Origin of the sequence: Bartonella sp. W8151, assembly GCF_016100385.1 — a bacterium.
Classification (GTDB): Bacteria; Pseudomonadota; Alphaproteobacteria; order Rhizobiales; family Rhizobiaceae; genus Bartonella; species Bartonella apis.
The window spans coordinates 477,270-491,803 of sequence record NZ_JACFSO010000004.1 but is presented as its reverse complement, the minus strand read 5'-3'; the positions used below and the strand labels follow the sequence as shown (position 1 = coordinate 491,803).

Annotated in this window: 27 protein-coding genes; all 27 read left to right on the top strand. The window is 47.6% G+C overall.

The window, feature by feature from the left end; translation table 11 throughout:
• Positions 1–63 precede the first annotated feature (63 nt).
• The 27 genes from rpsJ to rplQ all read left to right on the top strand — a co-directional run bounded on the left by rpsJ (position 64) and on the right by rplQ (position 14,462).
• The gene (gene rpsJ / locus H3V14_RS10120; RefSeq protein ID WP_075870855.1) at positions 64–372 is read left to right on the top strand and encodes a 30S ribosomal protein S10; all 309 of its coding nucleotides are present in this window, start codon (positions 64–66) and stop codon (positions 370–372) included.
• 27 nt (positions 373–399) lie between these two features.
• The gene (rplC, locus tag H3V14_RS10115; protein ID WP_198228342.1) at positions 400–1,137 is read left to right on the top strand and encodes a 50S ribosomal protein L3; all 738 of its coding nucleotides are present in this window, start codon (positions 400–402) and stop codon (positions 1,135–1,137) included.
• Between the two features lie 2 nt (positions 1,138–1,139).
• The gene (rplD, locus tag H3V14_RS10110) at positions 1,140–1,760 is read left to right on the top strand and encodes a 50S ribosomal protein L4 (protein WP_075870479.1); all 621 of its coding nucleotides are present in this window, start codon (positions 1,140–1,142) and stop codon (positions 1,758–1,760) included.
• Positions 1,757–2,050: a 50S ribosomal protein L23 gene (locus H3V14_RS10105; RefSeq protein WP_075870480.1), complete on the top strand. Its 294-nt coding sequence runs from the start codon at positions 1,757–1,759 to the stop codon at positions 2,048–2,050. Before rplD ends, H3V14_RS10105 begins: the two co-directional genes overlap by 4 nt.
• Before the next feature lie 20 nt (positions 2,051–2,070).
• The gene (rplB, locus tag H3V14_RS10100; protein ID WP_075870481.1) at positions 2,071–2,904 is read left to right on the top strand and encodes a 50S ribosomal protein L2; all 834 of its coding nucleotides are present in this window, start codon (positions 2,071–2,073) and stop codon (positions 2,902–2,904) included.
• Between the two features lie 15 nt (positions 2,905–2,919).
• Positions 2,920–3,198, top strand: coding sequence for a 30S ribosomal protein S19 (gene rpsS / locus H3V14_RS10095; protein WP_075870482.1), 279 nt, complete (start codon positions 2,920–2,922; stop codon positions 3,196–3,198).
• 2 nt (positions 3,199–3,200) lie between these two features.
• Positions 3,201–3,590 (top strand): 50S ribosomal protein L22, encoded by a 390-nt coding sequence (gene rplV, locus H3V14_RS10090; protein WP_075870483.1) that lies wholly within the window; start codon positions 3,201–3,203, stop codon positions 3,588–3,590.
• On the top strand, positions 3,590–4,300 hold the full coding sequence (rpsC, locus tag H3V14_RS10085; protein WP_075914588.1) for a 30S ribosomal protein S3: 711 nt from the start codon (positions 3,590–3,592) through the stop codon (positions 4,298–4,300). Before rplV ends, rpsC begins: the two co-directional genes overlap by 1 nt.
• Before the next feature lie 39 nt (positions 4,301–4,339).
• Positions 4,340–4,753, top strand: coding sequence for a 50S ribosomal protein L16 (gene rplP / locus H3V14_RS10080; RefSeq protein ID WP_075870485.1), 414 nt, complete (start codon positions 4,340–4,342; stop codon positions 4,751–4,753).
• Between the two features lie 12 nt (positions 4,754–4,765).
• On the top strand, positions 4,766–4,966 hold the full coding sequence (rpmC, locus tag H3V14_RS10075; protein ID WP_075870486.1) for a 50S ribosomal protein L29: 201 nt from the start codon (positions 4,766–4,768) through the stop codon (positions 4,964–4,966).
• A 12-nt stretch (positions 4,967–4,978) separates the two neighbouring features.
• Complete coding sequence (gene rpsQ, locus H3V14_RS10070) at positions 4,979–5,218, top strand: 30S ribosomal protein S17 (RefSeq protein WP_198228340.1); 240 nt, start codon at positions 4,979–4,981, stop codon at positions 5,216–5,218.
• A gap of 144 nt (positions 5,219–5,362) precedes the next feature.
• Complete coding sequence (rplN, locus tag H3V14_RS10065; RefSeq protein WP_008039971.1) at positions 5,363–5,731, top strand: 50S ribosomal protein L14; 369 nt, start codon at positions 5,363–5,365, stop codon at positions 5,729–5,731.
• 12 nt (positions 5,732–5,743) lie between these two features.
• On the top strand, positions 5,744–6,058 hold the full coding sequence (rplX, locus tag H3V14_RS10060; protein WP_077992523.1) for a 50S ribosomal protein L24: 315 nt from the start codon (positions 5,744–5,746) through the stop codon (positions 6,056–6,058).
• Positions 6,051–6,608: a 50S ribosomal protein L5 gene (gene rplE / locus H3V14_RS10055; protein WP_198228338.1), complete on the top strand. Its 558-nt coding sequence runs from the start codon at positions 6,051–6,053 to the stop codon at positions 6,606–6,608. The genes rplX and rplE overlap by 8 nt, the downstream gene beginning before the upstream one ends.
• Positions 6,609–6,632: 24 nt before the next feature.
• The gene (rpsN, locus tag H3V14_RS10050) at positions 6,633–6,938 is read left to right on the top strand and encodes a 30S ribosomal protein S14 (RefSeq protein WP_075870490.1); all 306 of its coding nucleotides are present in this window, start codon (positions 6,633–6,635) and stop codon (positions 6,936–6,938) included.
• 14 nt (positions 6,939–6,952) lie between these two features.
• Positions 6,953–7,351 carry a 30S ribosomal protein S8 gene (gene rpsH, locus H3V14_RS10045; RefSeq protein WP_198228336.1) on the top strand — a complete coding sequence of 133 codons (399 nt, stop codon included), beginning with the start codon at positions 6,953–6,955 and terminating at the stop codon, positions 7,349–7,351.
• Between the two features lie 37 nt (positions 7,352–7,388).
• Positions 7,389–7,922, top strand: coding sequence for a 50S ribosomal protein L6 (rplF, locus tag H3V14_RS10040; protein ID WP_075870492.1), 534 nt, complete (start codon positions 7,389–7,391; stop codon positions 7,920–7,922).
• Between the two features lie 12 nt (positions 7,923–7,934).
• The gene (gene rplR, locus H3V14_RS10035) at positions 7,935–8,297 is read left to right on the top strand and encodes a 50S ribosomal protein L18 (RefSeq protein ID WP_075870493.1); all 363 of its coding nucleotides are present in this window, start codon (positions 7,935–7,937) and stop codon (positions 8,295–8,297) included.
• A gap of 102 nt (positions 8,298–8,399) precedes the next feature.
• The gene (gene rpsE / locus H3V14_RS10030; RefSeq protein ID WP_075870856.1) at positions 8,400–8,960 is read left to right on the top strand and encodes a 30S ribosomal protein S5; all 561 of its coding nucleotides are present in this window, start codon (positions 8,400–8,402) and stop codon (positions 8,958–8,960) included.
• Positions 8,961–8,993: 33 nt separating this feature from the next.
• A complete protein-coding gene (gene rpmD / locus H3V14_RS10025) occupies positions 8,994–9,200 on the top strand; it encodes a 50S ribosomal protein L30 (protein WP_075870494.1) in 207 nt (68 codons plus the stop codon).
• 20 nt (positions 9,201–9,220) lie between these two features.
• Positions 9,221–9,688, top strand: coding sequence for a 50S ribosomal protein L15 (rplO, locus tag H3V14_RS10020; protein ID WP_075870495.1), 468 nt, complete (start codon positions 9,221–9,223; stop codon positions 9,686–9,688).
• A gap of 228 nt (positions 9,689–9,916) precedes the next feature.
• Positions 9,917–11,263, top strand: a complete 1,347-nt coding sequence (gene secY, locus H3V14_RS10015) for a preprotein translocase subunit SecY (protein WP_075870496.1) — start codon at positions 9,917–9,919, stop codon at positions 11,261–11,263.
• Positions 11,260–11,838, top strand: coding sequence for an adenylate kinase (locus H3V14_RS10010; protein ID WP_198228334.1), 579 nt, complete (start codon positions 11,260–11,262; stop codon positions 11,836–11,838). The genes secY and H3V14_RS10010 overlap by 4 nt, the downstream gene beginning before the upstream one ends.
• A gap of 184 nt (positions 11,839–12,022) precedes the next feature.
• On the top strand, positions 12,023–12,391 hold the full coding sequence (gene rpsM / locus H3V14_RS10005; RefSeq protein ID WP_075870498.1) for a 30S ribosomal protein S13: 369 nt from the start codon (positions 12,023–12,025) through the stop codon (positions 12,389–12,391).
• Positions 12,392–12,516: 125 nt separating this feature from the next.
• Positions 12,517–12,906 carry a 30S ribosomal protein S11 gene (gene rpsK, locus H3V14_RS10000; RefSeq protein WP_075870499.1) on the top strand — a complete coding sequence of 130 codons (390 nt, stop codon included), beginning with the start codon at positions 12,517–12,519 and terminating at the stop codon, positions 12,904–12,906.
• Positions 12,907–12,999: 93 nt separating this feature from the next.
• A complete protein-coding gene (locus H3V14_RS09995; RefSeq protein WP_075870500.1) occupies positions 13,000–14,013 on the top strand; it encodes a DNA-directed RNA polymerase subunit alpha in 1,014 nt (337 codons plus the stop codon).
• A gap of 23 nt (positions 14,014–14,036) precedes the next feature.
• A complete protein-coding gene (gene rplQ / locus H3V14_RS09990; protein ID WP_075870501.1) occupies positions 14,037–14,462 on the top strand; it encodes a 50S ribosomal protein L17 in 426 nt (141 codons plus the stop codon).
• Positions 14,463–14,534: the final 72 nt, after the last annotated feature.

Sequence of the window (14,534 nt, the reverse complement as noted above, 5' to 3'; positions counted from 1 at the left end):
AATTTTAATTGTTAAGGAGCGTCTTTGCAAAAAGACGTTCCGGTTGACAGGGATAAAAAGAGTATGAACGGTCAGAACATCCGCATTCGCTTAAAAGCGTTTGATCACCGGATTCTTGACGCATCGACACGTGAGATTGTGTCGACCGCCAAGCGTACTGGCGCCAATATCCGTGGACCGATTCCGCTTCCAACGCGAATCGAGAAGTTCACGGTTAATCGTGGGCCGCACATCGACAAGAAGAGCCGTGAGCAGTTTGAAATGCGTACACATAAGCGTCTTCTTGATATTGTTGATCCGACGCCGCAGACAGTGGACGCGCTTATGAAGCTCGACCTTTCTGCTGGTGTTGATGTCGAGATCAAGCTTTAAGGCTTGGGGACGGAAGGAACGAACCCGATGCGTTCAGGTGTAATAGCACAAAAGCTGGGCATGACCCGCGTCTATAATGATGCCGGAGAACATGTACCTGTTACGGTTCTTCGTTTGGAGAATTGTCAGGTTGTTGCTCAGCGTACAGTTGAGAAGAATGGCTACACAGCTGTTCAGTTAGGCGTAGGGCTTGCAAAGGTGAAAAACACTTCTCAAGCGTTGCGTGGTCATTTTGCAAAAGCTTCGGTCGAACCGAAAGCAAAAATTGCTGAATTTCGTGTAAGTCCCGACAATCTTTTGGAAGTCGGGGCCGAGATTACTGCGGAGCATTTTGTTCCCGGTCAATTGGTTGACGTCACCGGTATGTCAATTGGTAAAGGTTTCGCCGGTGTTATGAAGCGTCATAACTTTGGTGGACATCGTGCATCGCACGGTAACTCCATTACACACCGTGCCCATGGTTCGACAGGTCAACGTCAGGATCCGGGTAAGGTGTTTAAAGGTAAGAAAATGGCTGGCCATATGGGACAGACACGAATTACAACTTTGAATATCGAAGTTGTTTCAACCGACGCCGATCGCGGGTTGATTTTGGTTCGTGGCGCAGTCCCAGGGTCGAAAGGTGCCTGGATATTGGTGCGGGATGCAATCAAGAAGAGCATTCCTGAAAATGCACCGAAACCGGCCGCCTTGCGTCAGCCAAAGAATGCAAAAACAGATGCTGCTGCCCCCAAGGCGGAAGCCACAGTCGCTGAGGGAGCCTGATAATGGATCTCATCATAACAACTCTTGACGGCAAGGATGCTGGTAAGCTGAAGGTTTCTGAAGATATCTTCGGATTGGAACCCAGAGAAGACATCCTGCAACGTGTTGTCCGCTGGCAGCTCGCTCGTCGCCAACAAGGTACTCATCAAAGCCAGACACGCGCTGATGTGTCCCGCTCGGGTGCCAAGATGTATAAGCAAAAGGGCACGGGGCGTGCTCGTCACTCTTCTGCTCGCGTTCCACAGTTTCGTGGCGGCGGTAAGGCTCACGGGCCGGTTGTTCGCAGCCACGCTCATGAACTTCCGAAGAAAGTTCGCGCTTTGGGATTGCGTCATGCTTTGTCGGCAAAAGCCAAGTCCAAGGATTTGATTATTGTTGACGAATTGAATGTCAAAGAAGCCAGGACCAATGTTCTTGTCAAAGACTTTGCTAAGCTCGGCTTTTCAGACGCATTGTTAATCGGCGGTGAAGCAATTGATTTGAAATTTTCCCGTGCCGCATCGAACATTCCTAATGTAGATGTTTTGCCGGTTCAGGGGATCAATGTTTATGACATTCTGCGTCGTGGCAAACTTGTTTTGTCCAAGGCAGCTGTCGAAGCCCTTGAGGAGCGGTTCAAATGACAGATCTTCGCCACTATGATGTCGTCGTAAGTCCGGTGATCACCGAAAAGTCGACGATGCTGTCGGAAAACAATCAGGTCGTTTTCAAGGTTACACCAAAGGCGACCAAATCTGAAATCAAGGAAGCTGTTGAGGCTTTATTCGGTGTCAAAGTTACAGCAGTGAATACAACAACCCGCAAGGGTAAGGTGAAACGTTTTAAAGGCGTTGTCGGTCGACAGAGTGATGTCAAGAAAGCGATCGTGACGCTGGCTGAAGGTCAGTCAATCGACGTTTCGACTGGTCTTTAAGAGGCTCGGAGTTAGGAATAATGGCACTCAAGCACTTTAATCCGACCACGCCAGGGCAGCGTCAGCTTGTCATTGTAGACCGTAGCGGTCTTTACAAAGGCAAACCTGTGAAAGCGCTGACCGAAGGTTTGTCGTCGAAAGGCGGTCGTAATAATCACGGCCGTGTAACTGCCCGCTATCAGGGTGGTGGTCACAAAAGAACATATCGCTTTGTCGACTTCAAGCGTTTGAAGCGGGATATGCCCGCTAAGGTCGAACGTTTGGAATACGATCCCAATCGGACTGCATTCATTGCGCTTATCCGTTATGAAGACGGTCATCTGAGCTACATTCTTGCTCCGCAGCGGTTGGGCGTAGGAGATACGGTTGTTGCCGGCGTAAATGTTGATGTTAAGCCCGGTAATTCGATGCCTTTGGGCAATATGCCGGTTGGCACGATCATCCACAATGTCGAGATGAAGCCGGGAAAAGGCGGGCAGATTGCCCGTTCGGCCGGGACCTATGCACAGCTTGTTGGTCGTGATCAGGGTATGGCTATTCTCCGTTTGAATTCGGGCGAACAGCGTCTCGTTTCAAGTGGTTGCTATGCGACTGTTGGCGCCGTTTCGAATTCCGATCATGGTAACACAAATGACGGTAAAGCCGGTCGCGCCCGTTGGCGTGGTAAGCGTCCACATGTTCGTGGTGTTGCAATGAACCCGGTCGATCACCCACATGGTGGTGGTGAAGGCCGTACATCAGGCGGGCGTCATCCGGTTTCTCCCTGGGGTAAACCTACAAAGGGCAAGCGTACACGTTCGAACAAGGCGACTGATAAATTCATCATGCGCTCACGTCATCAACGCAAGAAATAAGAGAGGTAGTCTGAAGTGGCTCGTTCAGTATGGAAAGGACCGTTTGTTGACGGCTATCTTCTCAAGAAAGCTGAGAAGGTACGTGCCGGCGGTCGTAACGAGGTTATTAAAATGTGGAGCCGCCGCTCCACGATTTTGCCGCAATTTGTTGGCTTGACCTTTGGCGTCTATAATGGAAACAAGCATGTTCCTGTTTCTGTTTCGGAAGAAATGGTCGGACATAAGTTCGGTGAGTTCGCTCCAACCCGCAGCTATTATGGTCACGGTGCGGACAAGAAAGCGAAGAGGAAGTAATAATGGGCAAAGCTAAGGCTCCGCGCCAGCTTAAAGATAATGAAGCAAAGGCTGTAGCTCGCACAATTCGTGTTAGCCCGCAGAAGCTTAATCTTGTAGCGGCAATGATTCGCGGTAAGAAAGTTAATACAGCTCTTGCAGATTTGACTTTTTCTCGTAAACGCATTGCCGATACGGTGAAAAAGACGTTAGAATCTGCGATTGCCAATGCAGAAAACAATCACGATTTGGATGTCGATTCGCTTATTGTAGCGGAAGCTTCAGTCGGTAAATCGATTGTTATGAAGCGGTTTCATGTGCGTGGTCGTGGCCGCGCCAGCAGAATTTTGCGTCCGTTCTCTCATCTTACAATTGTTGTTCGCGAAGTGTCCGATAAAGAGGAGGCCGCATAATGGGTCAGAAGATCAATCCAATCGGGCTTCGTCTCGGTATCAATCGTACATGGGATTCTCGTTGGTATGCTGATACCGGTGAATATGGCCGTTTGTTGCATGAAGATTTGAAAATCCGCAAGTATGTCATGAATGAGTTGAAACAGGCAGCCATTTCGGAAGTTGTTATTGAACGTCCGCATAAGAAGTGCCGTGTCACGATTCATTCAGCTCGTCCTGGTCTTATCATTGGTAAGAAGGGGGCCGACATCGAGAAGTTGCGTCGCAAACTGTCTGAAATGACACATGCTGATACAGCTTTGAACATCGTCGAGGTCCGCAAGCCGGAAGTTGACGCCGAGTTGATTGCACAGTCAATTGCGCAGCAGTTAGAACGTCGTGTTGCTTTCCGTCGCGCAATGAAGCGTGCAGTGCAGTCAGCAATGCGTCTTGGTGCTGAAGGTATCCGTATCAACTGTGCCGGTCGTCTTGGTGGTGCTGAAATTGCCCGTATGGAATGGTACCGCGAAGGACGCGTTCCTCTTCATACCTTGCGTGCAGATATTGATTACGGTACGGCAGAAGCCAATACCGCCTATGGTATTTGTGGCGTGAAGGTTTGGGTATTCAAGGGTGAGATTCTTGAACATGACCCGATGGCTTCGGAACGTCGTGCTATTGAAGGCGATAATCAAGGTTCAAACACGAACCGCCGTCGCGAAAACGCCTGATTTTTTAGACGGGCAAAGAAGGATTTGGAGTAGAGAACAATGTTGCAGCCAAAACGCACAAAGTTCCGCAAGCAGTTCAAAGGCCGTATTCACGGTGTTTCGAAGGGTGGTACGGAACTTAATTTTGGTGCCTATGGTCTTAAGGCCATGGAGCCTGAACGTGTTACTGCACGTCAGCTTGAGGCGGCCCGTCGTGCTATCACGCGTCAGATGAAGCGTGCCGGCCGTGTGTGGATCCGCGTTTTTCCGGATGTTCCGGTATCATCGAAGCCTACCGAAGTACGTATGGGTAAAGGTAAAGGCGCTGTTGAATTTTGGGCAACACGTGTTGCACCGGGACGTATTATGTTTGAACTTGACGGCGTACCCGAAGATGTGGCACGTGAAGCGTTACGGTTGGGCGCATCAAAGCTTCCAATTAAAACACGTTTCGTCCAGCGTATAGCTGAATAAAGGGACTAAGCGATGAAAGCCGCAGAAGTACGGGCTCAGACGCTCGATCAGATGAATGAAGAGTTGGCCAAGCTGAAGAAAGAGCAGTTCAATCTGCGTTTTCAGAAAGCAACTGGTCAGTTGGAAAAAACAGCACGCGTTAAGCAGGTTCGCCGTGATATCGCGCGCATAAAAACAATCGCCCGCCAGAAGGCGGCCGAAAGCAAGGCTTAAGGAAGTTAAGACATGCCTAAACGCATTCTGCAAGGCGTTGTCGTCAGCGACAAGAACGATAAAACTGTTGTAGTCAAGGTAGAGCGGCGCTATTCGCATCCGCTTCTACAGAAGACTGTCAGTCAGTCGAAGAAGTACAAAGCGCATGACGAAAACAACGAATTCAAAGTTGGTGACGAGGTTTTTATTCAAGAATCGAAGCCGATTTCGAAAGATAAACGCTGGGTCGTTATAAAGAACGGCGCTGCTTAATCAGTCGGATTTTTACATACAGAACGTTGGGTGCTGTTGCGCCCAGCATTTTGTTTTGAAAAAGTCTTAATCATAATTTGACAGGCAAGTCCGAATGTGTCAAATGCACTGCCGGACGTAAACATTTAGAGAAGGCGGCCAGTCATGATTCAGATGCAAACAAACCTCGACGTCGCGGATAATTCCGGCGCCCGTCGTGTCATGTGCATCAAGGTGCTGGGCGGCTCGAAACGGAAATATGCTTCCGTTGGCGACATTATTGTTGTCTCGGTTAAAGAAGCTATTCCTCGTGGCCGCGTAAAAAAAGGTGATGTGATGAAAGCCGTGGTAGTTCGTACTGCCAAGGATATTCGTCGCGCTGACGGTAGTGTTATTCGTTTCGACAAGAACGCTGCTGTTTTGGTTGATAATAAGAAAGAGCCGATCGGTACTCGTATCTTCGGACCGGTTCCCCGCGAACTTCGCGGTAAGAATCATATGAAGATTATTTCGCTCGCGCCAGAAGTGCTATAGGGAGCCGTTGCGATGAATAAAATTCGTAAAGGCGACAAAGTCGTCATCCTGTCCGGTAAGGACAAAGGGCGTAACGGTGAAGTAATCAAGGTTAATCCTGAGGAAAATACTGCAATCGTTCGCGGTATCAATATGGTCAAGCGCCATCAGCGTCAGACCCAAACTCAGGAAGCAGGTATTATTTCGAAAGAAGCTCCACTTCATATTTCAAAATTGGCCATTGCCGATCCCAAGGATGGAAAACCAACGCGTGTCGGTTTTCGTATTGAAGAGGGTGGCAAGAAGGTTCGCGTTGCCAAACGTTCGGGAGATCTGATCGATGGCTGATAAGATTCAAGAGCCGCGTTTGAAAACGCAATATATCAAAATCGTTCGCAAGGCACTGCAGGATAAGTTTCATTACGAAAACAATATGCAGGTTCCTTACGTTGACAAGGTTGTTCTCAATATGGGTGTGGGAGAGGCAACAGCCGATTCCAAGAAGCCTGCAAGAGCAGCCGAGGATTTGACCCTTATTGCAGGGCAGAAAGCAATTGTAACACACGCACGTAATTCTGTTGCGACATTTAAAGTTCGTGAGGGAATGCCACTTGGTGCAAAAGTTACATTGCGTAGAGACCGTATGTATGAATTTCTTGATCGCCTGGTAACGATTGCTTTGCCACGCGTTCGCGATTTTCGTGGTCTTAATCCTAAAAGTTTTGACGGTCGTGGCAATTTTGCCATGGGTATCAAAGAACACATTGTGTTCCCGGAAATTAACTACGATCAAGTAGATCAGATCTGGGGTATGGATATCATCGTTTGTACGACAGCGAAAACGGATGATGAGGCACGTGAATTGTTGCGTGGTTTCAATTTTCCGTTCCGTGCGTAACGGCAAGCGTAGCGAGGTAAAATTATGGCCAAAACAAGTGCCGTTGAGAAGAACAAGCATCGCCGTGCGATGACCAAACAGTATGCAGCACGCCGTGCGCGTCTGAAAGCAATTATTATGGATCAGAAAGTGTCTCTTGAAGAGCGTTTTCGTGCATCCATTCAGCTTGCCGAGTTGCCTCGTAACTCTGCAAGAGTTCGTATTCGCAATCGTTGTGAAGTTACCGGTCGTCCGCGTGGCTATTATCGTAAATTGAAAATGTCGCGTATTGCATTGCGTGATCTCGGCTCGTTCGGTCATATTCCGGGCGTTGTAAAATCAAGCTGGTAAGAGGAGTTTCGTAAATGTCTATGTCAGATCCTCTTGGAGATATGCTTACACGCATTCGCAATGCTTTGGGACGTAAGAAATCGAAGGTTTCGACACCTGCATCGAGATTGCGTGCTCGTGTTCTCGATGTTCTTCAAACTGAAGGCTATATACGCGGATACAGTCAGATCGATTTCGAGAATGGTAAGTCCGAGCTTGAAATTGAATTGAAATATTTTGATGGCACACCGGTTATTCGCGAGATTTCTCGTGTTTCTAAGCCTGGTCGTCGCGTTTATGTTTCAGTGAAGTCTATTCCACAAGTTGCTAATGGTCTCGGTATCTCGATCCTTTCGACGCCGAAAGGTGTTATGGCTGATCATGAGGCTCGTGAGCAGAATGTTGGTGGGGAGCTTCTTTGCCGCATCTTCTGATTGATGTCGGAAAAAGCTAGAAAGATAGGTTATAACAATGTCACGTATTGGAAAAAAACCGATTCATGTCCCGGCTGGCATCACTGCTTCAGTTGACGGGCAAGCGATCAAGGTTAAGGGACCGAAAGGTGAGTTGAGTTTTGTCGCTGATGATGAAATTCATCTCAAATTGGAAGATAATGTGGTGCATGTGACACCACGTGATCAGACCAAGGAAGCGCGTTCTAAGTGGGGTATGTCCCGCTCAATGATTGAAAACATCATTGAAGGTGTGAAGAGCGGCTTTCAGAAGAAGCTGGAAATTAACGGCGTCGGCTATCGTGCAGCAATGCATGGTAAAAATGTTCAACTTTCTTTGGGTTTTAGCCATGATGTCATCTATCAGGTGCCCGAAGGTATTACGGTTGCCGTTCCCAAGCCAACAGAAATTCTGGTTTCCGGAATTGATAAGCAGAAGGTTGGTCAGGTTGCTGCCGAAATTCGCGAGTATCGCGGACCAGAACCTTATAAAGGTAAGGGTGTTAAATATGCGGACGAGCGAATCGTGCGCAAAGAAGGCAAGAAGAAATAAGGAACTTGCGTTATGGCTTCGCCTAAAGAAATACTTCAGCGCCGCGCACAGCGCGTTCGCCGTCAGGTAAAAGCGGTCGCTAATGGCCGTATGAGATTGAGCGTTCATCGCTCGAATATGAATATTTATGTTCAGATCATCGACGATTTGCATAGTCGGACCGTTGCATCTGCGTCGACATTGGATAAAGAACTTCGTCCGTCCCTTAAAGGCGGTGCCAATGTCAAAGCAGCAAGTGCGGTTGGCAAGCTTATTGCCGAACGTGCAAAAGCTGCTGGTGTAAAAGAGGTTGTGTTTGATCGTGGTGCTTATATTTATCACGGTCGCATCAAGGCTCTTGCCGATGCAGCTCGCGAAGGCGGTTTGAACTTCTAAATTGATTGCCCGGAGTTTCCGGGCGCTTCGCCGAGGAATTCCTCTCTTTGAAGGGGAATTCTTTTTTGATACGTGCTTCCGGAAAAGAAAAAGGAATTAGGAATGGCACAAAAAGAACGTAATAATCGTGATGAGCGTCATGAAGAACGTGACAGCGAGTTCGTTGATCGTCTCGTACACATCAACCGCGTCGCCAAGGTTGTGAAGGGTGGTCGTCGTTTCGGCTTTGCTGCTCTTGTTGTTGTCGGTGACCAGAAGGGGCGCGTAGGCTTCGGACATGGTAAGGCACGTGAAGTACCGGAAGCGATCCGCAAAGCTACTGAAGCGGCAAAACATGAAATGATTTATGTGCCACTTCGTTCGGGACGCACACTCCATCATGATGTCGAGGGGCGCCATGGTGCAGGCCGTGTGTTGTTGAGATCGGCTGCCGCCGGTACCGGTATTATTGCTGGTGGTCCTATGCGTGCTGTTTTCGAGACGCTCGGTATGCAGGATGTTGTCGCAAAATCTCTCGGTTCTTCAAATCCTTACAACATGATTCGCGCAACTTTCGATGCGTTGAAGCGTCAGGTCCATCCGAAAGATATTGCCGCCCAACGTGGAATTAAATATTCGACTTTGCAGGCTCGTCGGCAGAATATCATCGGCAACGAAGAATAGTTCGTGGAACTTGCGATATAGAGGAATTAGAAAATGGTTGGGAAAAAAACCCATAGTGGCAAGAAGGTCACTGTTGAGCAAATCGGCAGTCCAATTCGTCGTCCGCAAGTTCAGCGTGCTACGTTGAAAGGGCTTGGACTTAACAAGATGCATCGCCGCAGCACATTGAACGATACACCAGCAGTGCGTGGTATGATTGCAAAAGTAGAGCATCTCGTCCGTATTGTGGATGAAGGCTGAGGATTGTAGGAGTAAAGAACATGAAACTCAATCAACTGCGCGATCAAGAAGGCGCTACAAAGAATCGTAAAAGAGTAGGGCGCGGTATCGGTTCCGGCATGGGAAAGACGGCTGGTCGCGGTGTTAAAGGTCAGAAAGCGCGTTCGGGCGTTGCTATTAACGGTTTTGAAGGCGGACAGATGCCGGTTTATCGGCGCTTGCCAAAACGCGGCTTCAATAATCTTTTTGCCAAGAGCTTCAATGAAGTTTCTGTTGGCCGTGTTCAGACGGCGATTGATGCGGGAAAACTTGATGCCTCAAAGACTGTTGATAGTGCGGCTTTGAAAGCTGCCGGCGTTATCCGCCGCGAAAAAGACGGTTTTCGTCTTTTGTCGGATGGTGAATTGAAGGCAAAAGTTACCTTTGATGTTGCCGGTGCCTCTAAAGCAGCTATCGAGAAAGTAACAAAGGCCGGTGGCGTTGTTAACGTTCGCGCTGCTGCTGAATAAATTATTTTCTTGAGAAAAATTCGGTCCGGTGTGATGTGAATAGCATTCATTCCGGACTTTTTTTATGCGGGATTTATTATTGCAAAAACTATTTTTATCAGGCAAAACGGCTTTGAGTTAAAATAGGTTTAACTAACATTGTTTCTCTTTGCGTTTTTTTGCGTAGAGAGTTAAAAGCATGTGTTAATTTTCGTGGTTCAACACCATGGATAAAACCGGAGAGATTTTATGGCATCCGCCGCAGAACAACTGGCTTCCAATCTTAATTTTAGTGCTTTTTCGCGTGCTACCGAGCTCAAGAAACGTATTTGGTTCACCTTGGGTGCATTGCTCGTATATCGTTTTGGCACCTATATACCAATGCCGGGAATCAATGTTGATGCACTAAGACAAACTTTTGCGCAACACGCGTCTGGCGTTTTGGGATTGTTCAATATGTTTGCCGGTGGAGCTGTTGGACGTATGGCCATTTTTGCTCTGGGTATTATGCCATACATTTCCGCATCCATTATCGTGCAGTTGATGACGTCGGTTATTCCCTCGCTTGAAGCCTTGAAAAAAGAAGGTGAGACCGGCCGGAAGATTATCAACCAATACACGCGTTATGGCACTGTTTTATTGGCGCTCATTCAGGCCTACGGCATTGCTATTGCACTTGAAAGCGGGATGGGGACGGGCTTACAAATTGTTACAGATCCTGGAATGATGTTCAGGATTACTGCTGTTATTACGCTTACAGGCGGTACGATCTTCTTGATGTGGCTTGGTGAACAAATCACCTCGCGTGGGGTCGGAAATGGTATTTCGCTGATCATCTTTGCGGGTATCGTCGCAAACCTTCCCTCCGCTATTGCTCAACTCTTGACAGCACACGCGCAGGCAGATCTGTCGACGTTCATGCTGCTTGCTATCATCGTTATTTGCATTGCAGTTATTGCTGTTATCGTTTTTGTTGAACGTGCACAAAGACGCATCATTATTCAGTACCCCAATCGCCAAATGGGCAACAGAATGTTCAAAGGCGATACTTCGAATTTGCCACTCAAACTCAATACTGCCGGCGTTATTCCTCCGATTTTTGCGTCGTCACTTTTGATGTTGCCTGCAACAGTTAACAATTTTTCGCAAAACATGCCTCATTGGCTGCAGGCAATTTCCTTTTCATTGAGTCATGGACAACCGCTTTACATGGTTGTTTATGCCGGACTGATGGCATTCTTCTGCTTTTTCTATACGGCGATTGTATTCAATCCGAAAGATACAGCTGATCAACTGAAAAAACATTCCGGGTTTATTCCGGGAATACGGCCTGGAGAGCGGACTGCTCAGTATATTGACTACGTACTGACACGCATTACCGTTGTTGGTGCGATTTATATTATTCTTGTTTGCCTTTTGCCGGAATTTTTGATGTCGACATTGCATGTTCCGTTCTATCTCGGCGGTACGTCACTGTTGATCGTTGTAACAGTTACACTTGACACGATTGCGCAAATTCAAGGGCATTTGGTTGCTCACCAATATGAAGGTTTGCTCAAAAAATCAAAACTCAGGAGCGGGAAAAGAAATAGATGAAACTGATTTTTTTAGGACCACCCGGTGCCGGTAAAGGTACGCAGGCAAAAATTCTGACTGAAAAATATGGTATTCCGCAATTGTCGACCGGCGATATGTTGCGGGCCGCAGTTGCAGTAGGAACCGAAGTCGGCAAGAAGGCCAAATCTATTATGGATGCTGGCGGGCTTGTTTCAGACGAGATCGTGAACCAGATTGTTTCTGACCGGATTGATGAACCTGATTGCTCGAAAGGTTTTATTCTCGATGGGTATCCACGCACTGTCGGTCAGGCCGAAGCGTTGCAAGAAATTCTGAAACATAAACATACGAAATTGGATGCAGTCATCGAACTTGTTGTTGATCAGAATGCGCTTGTCAATCGTATGAAGACTCGCGTTGCAGAAACAATTGCTGCAGGTGGAAAAGTTCGCTCGGATGATAATCCGGAAGCTTTTGCCAAACGCCTTGTGGAATATGGTCAGAAAACTGCTCCTTTGTCGCAGTTTTATGAAAAAACCGGTTTGTTGAAAAAAATTGATGGTATGGCCTCTGTCAAGGATGTCACACTGGCAATTGAAAAAGCACTTCACTAAAGACAGTCCGGCTTATAAGTGAAAGGGGAGTTGACTTTTGCGGTGAAATCCGTCAAAGACAGCACAATTTCATTTTTTTGAGAGATGATTGGAATCGGCTTTGTGTGCGGTTCTGGTCGCTTTGTGTTCCAACTGCTGGTAGTTGCGACACAAATGGTTGAAATTTAATTTAAGGAGAACAGGCGTGGCTCGTATTGCTGGCGTCAACATCCCGACGAATAAGCGCGTTATTATCGCTCTTCAGTATATTCACGGGATTGGACCGAAATTTGCTAAAGAAATCGTTGATAAAGTCGGTATTCCTGCTGAGCGCCGTGTGAGTGAACTTTCGGATGCTGAAGTTCTTCAAATCCGTGAAGCTATCGATCACGATTATCAGGTGGAAGGTGACCTTCGTCGCGAAGTTTCTATGAATATCAAGCGTCTTATGGATCTTGGTTGCTATCGTGGTTTGCGTCATCGTCGTTCGTTGCCGGTTCGCGGTCAACGTACACATACCAATGCACGTACCCGTAAAGGTCCGGCACGGGCTATTGCTGGTAAAAAGAAATAATTCACACGTGAATTTACTTCAGTTTGCCTGAAAACAGAAAACATTGTTTTTGTTCGGGTTGATTGGAGCTAATAAGGTGTAGCCGCTGGAAATACGGCGGTGCAGAGATCAGTGAAAGGAAAATTATGGCCAAAGAGCCTACACGTATTCGCCGTCGCGAACGTAAAAATATCTCGTCGGGCGTTGCTCATGTCAATTCGACATTCAACAATACTCTTATAACAATCACCGATGCTCAGGGAAACACAATTTCTTGGTCGTCAGCTGGGGCTCAGGGCTTTAAAGGTTCGCGTAAATCGACACCTTTTGCGGCGCAGGTCGCTGCAGAAGATTGTGCAAAAAAAGCGCAAGATCACGGTATGCGGTCACTTGAAGTTGAAGTTTGCGGACCAGGTTCGGGGCGTGAATCCGCTTTGAGAGCACTTCAGGCTGCAGGTTTTATTATTACATCTATTCGTGATGTGACACCCATTCCGCATAATGGTTGCCGTCCGCGTAAGAAACGCCGCGTTTAATCCGGTTGTTTTTCGGTGTCAGAGCTTTGCTCTGGCGTTCAAGCTGGCCGTCACGGCTGAATGGTGGCGGAAGTAAAGGACAGGAATAGGAATATGATCCAGAAAAACTGGCAGGAACTGATTAAGCCTAATAAAGTCGAGTTTCAGACTCAAAACGGTTCGAACAAAGCTGTTGTGATCGCTGAGCCTTTGGAACGCGGCTTTGGTTTAACGTTAGGTAACGCTTTACGGCGCGTATTACTGTCTTCTTTGCGCGGTGCAGCTATCACTGCTGTGCAGATTGACGGCGTGTTGCACGAATTCTCGTCAATACCCGGCGTACGGGAAGATGTTACAGATATTATTTTGAATATCAAAGAAATCGCCATCCGTATGGAAGGCGAGGGTCCGAAACGCATGGTCGTTCGTAAAGAAGGACCGGGTGTTGTCACAGCGGGGGATATTCAGACAGTCGGCGATGTCGAAATTCTCAATCCTGAACACGTTATTTGCACACTCGATCAGGGTGCCGAAATCAGGATGGAATTTACAGTGAACGCAGGAAAGGGTTATGTTCCTGCCGATCGTAACCGTAGCGAAGATGCTCCGATAGGTCTTATCCCGGTTGATAGTCTTTATTCGCCAATTCGCAAGGTTTCATACAAAATCGAGAACACCCGTGAAGGGCAGGTTCTTGATTATGATAAATTGATCCTGACCGTTGAGACAAATGGTGCAGTGAGTGCAGAGGATGCAGTTGCTTTTGCTGCCCGTATTCTGCAAGACCAGCTTTCTGTATTCGTCAACTTTGAAGAACCGCAGAAAGAAGCTCCGCAAGAACAGGTTTCCGAGCTTGCATTTAACCCGGCATTGCTCAAAAAGGTGGATGAGCTGGAACTTTCCGTTCGTTCTGCCAATTGTCTTAAAAATGACAACATCGTTTATATTGGCGATCTTATCCAGAAGACGGAAGCAGAAATGCTGCGTACGCCGAATTTTGGACGTAAGTCGCTCAATGAAATCAAGGAAGTTCTTGCTTCAATGGGACTTCATCTTGGCATGGAAATCCCCGCTTGGCCGCCCGAGAATATCGACGACCTAGCAAAACGTTATGAAGATCAATACTGAGTTAGAAATTAAGGAGAAGGCTCATGCGCCATGGTAAATCAGGCCGCAAGCTGAACCGCACTGCTAGTCACCGTAAGGCGATGTTTGCCAATATGGCAACGTCACTGATCGAGCATGAGCAGATCGTGACGACGCTTCCAAAGGCAAAAGAAATTCGTCCAATTGTTGAAAAGTTGGTAACATTAGGTAAGCGTGGAGGTCTCCATGCACGCCGTCAAGCCATCTCGGCAATTCGTGATGCAAAGCAGGTCGCAAAGTTGTTCGATACTTTGGCACCGCGCTACGCAACGCGCAATGGCGGCTATCTGCGTATTATGAAAGCCGGTTTCCGTGCCGGTGACAATGCTCCTCTGGCTGTCGTCGAGTTTGTTGAACGCGACGTGAATGCCAAAGGTGCTGCAGATAAAGCACGTGTTGAAGCAGCGGCCAAGGAAACTGAAGCTGCCTGATAGCTTGCTTACAAAGCACTTCGAAGAACCCGCTTTTACAGCGGGTTTTTTGTTGTCTATGATGTTTCGAAT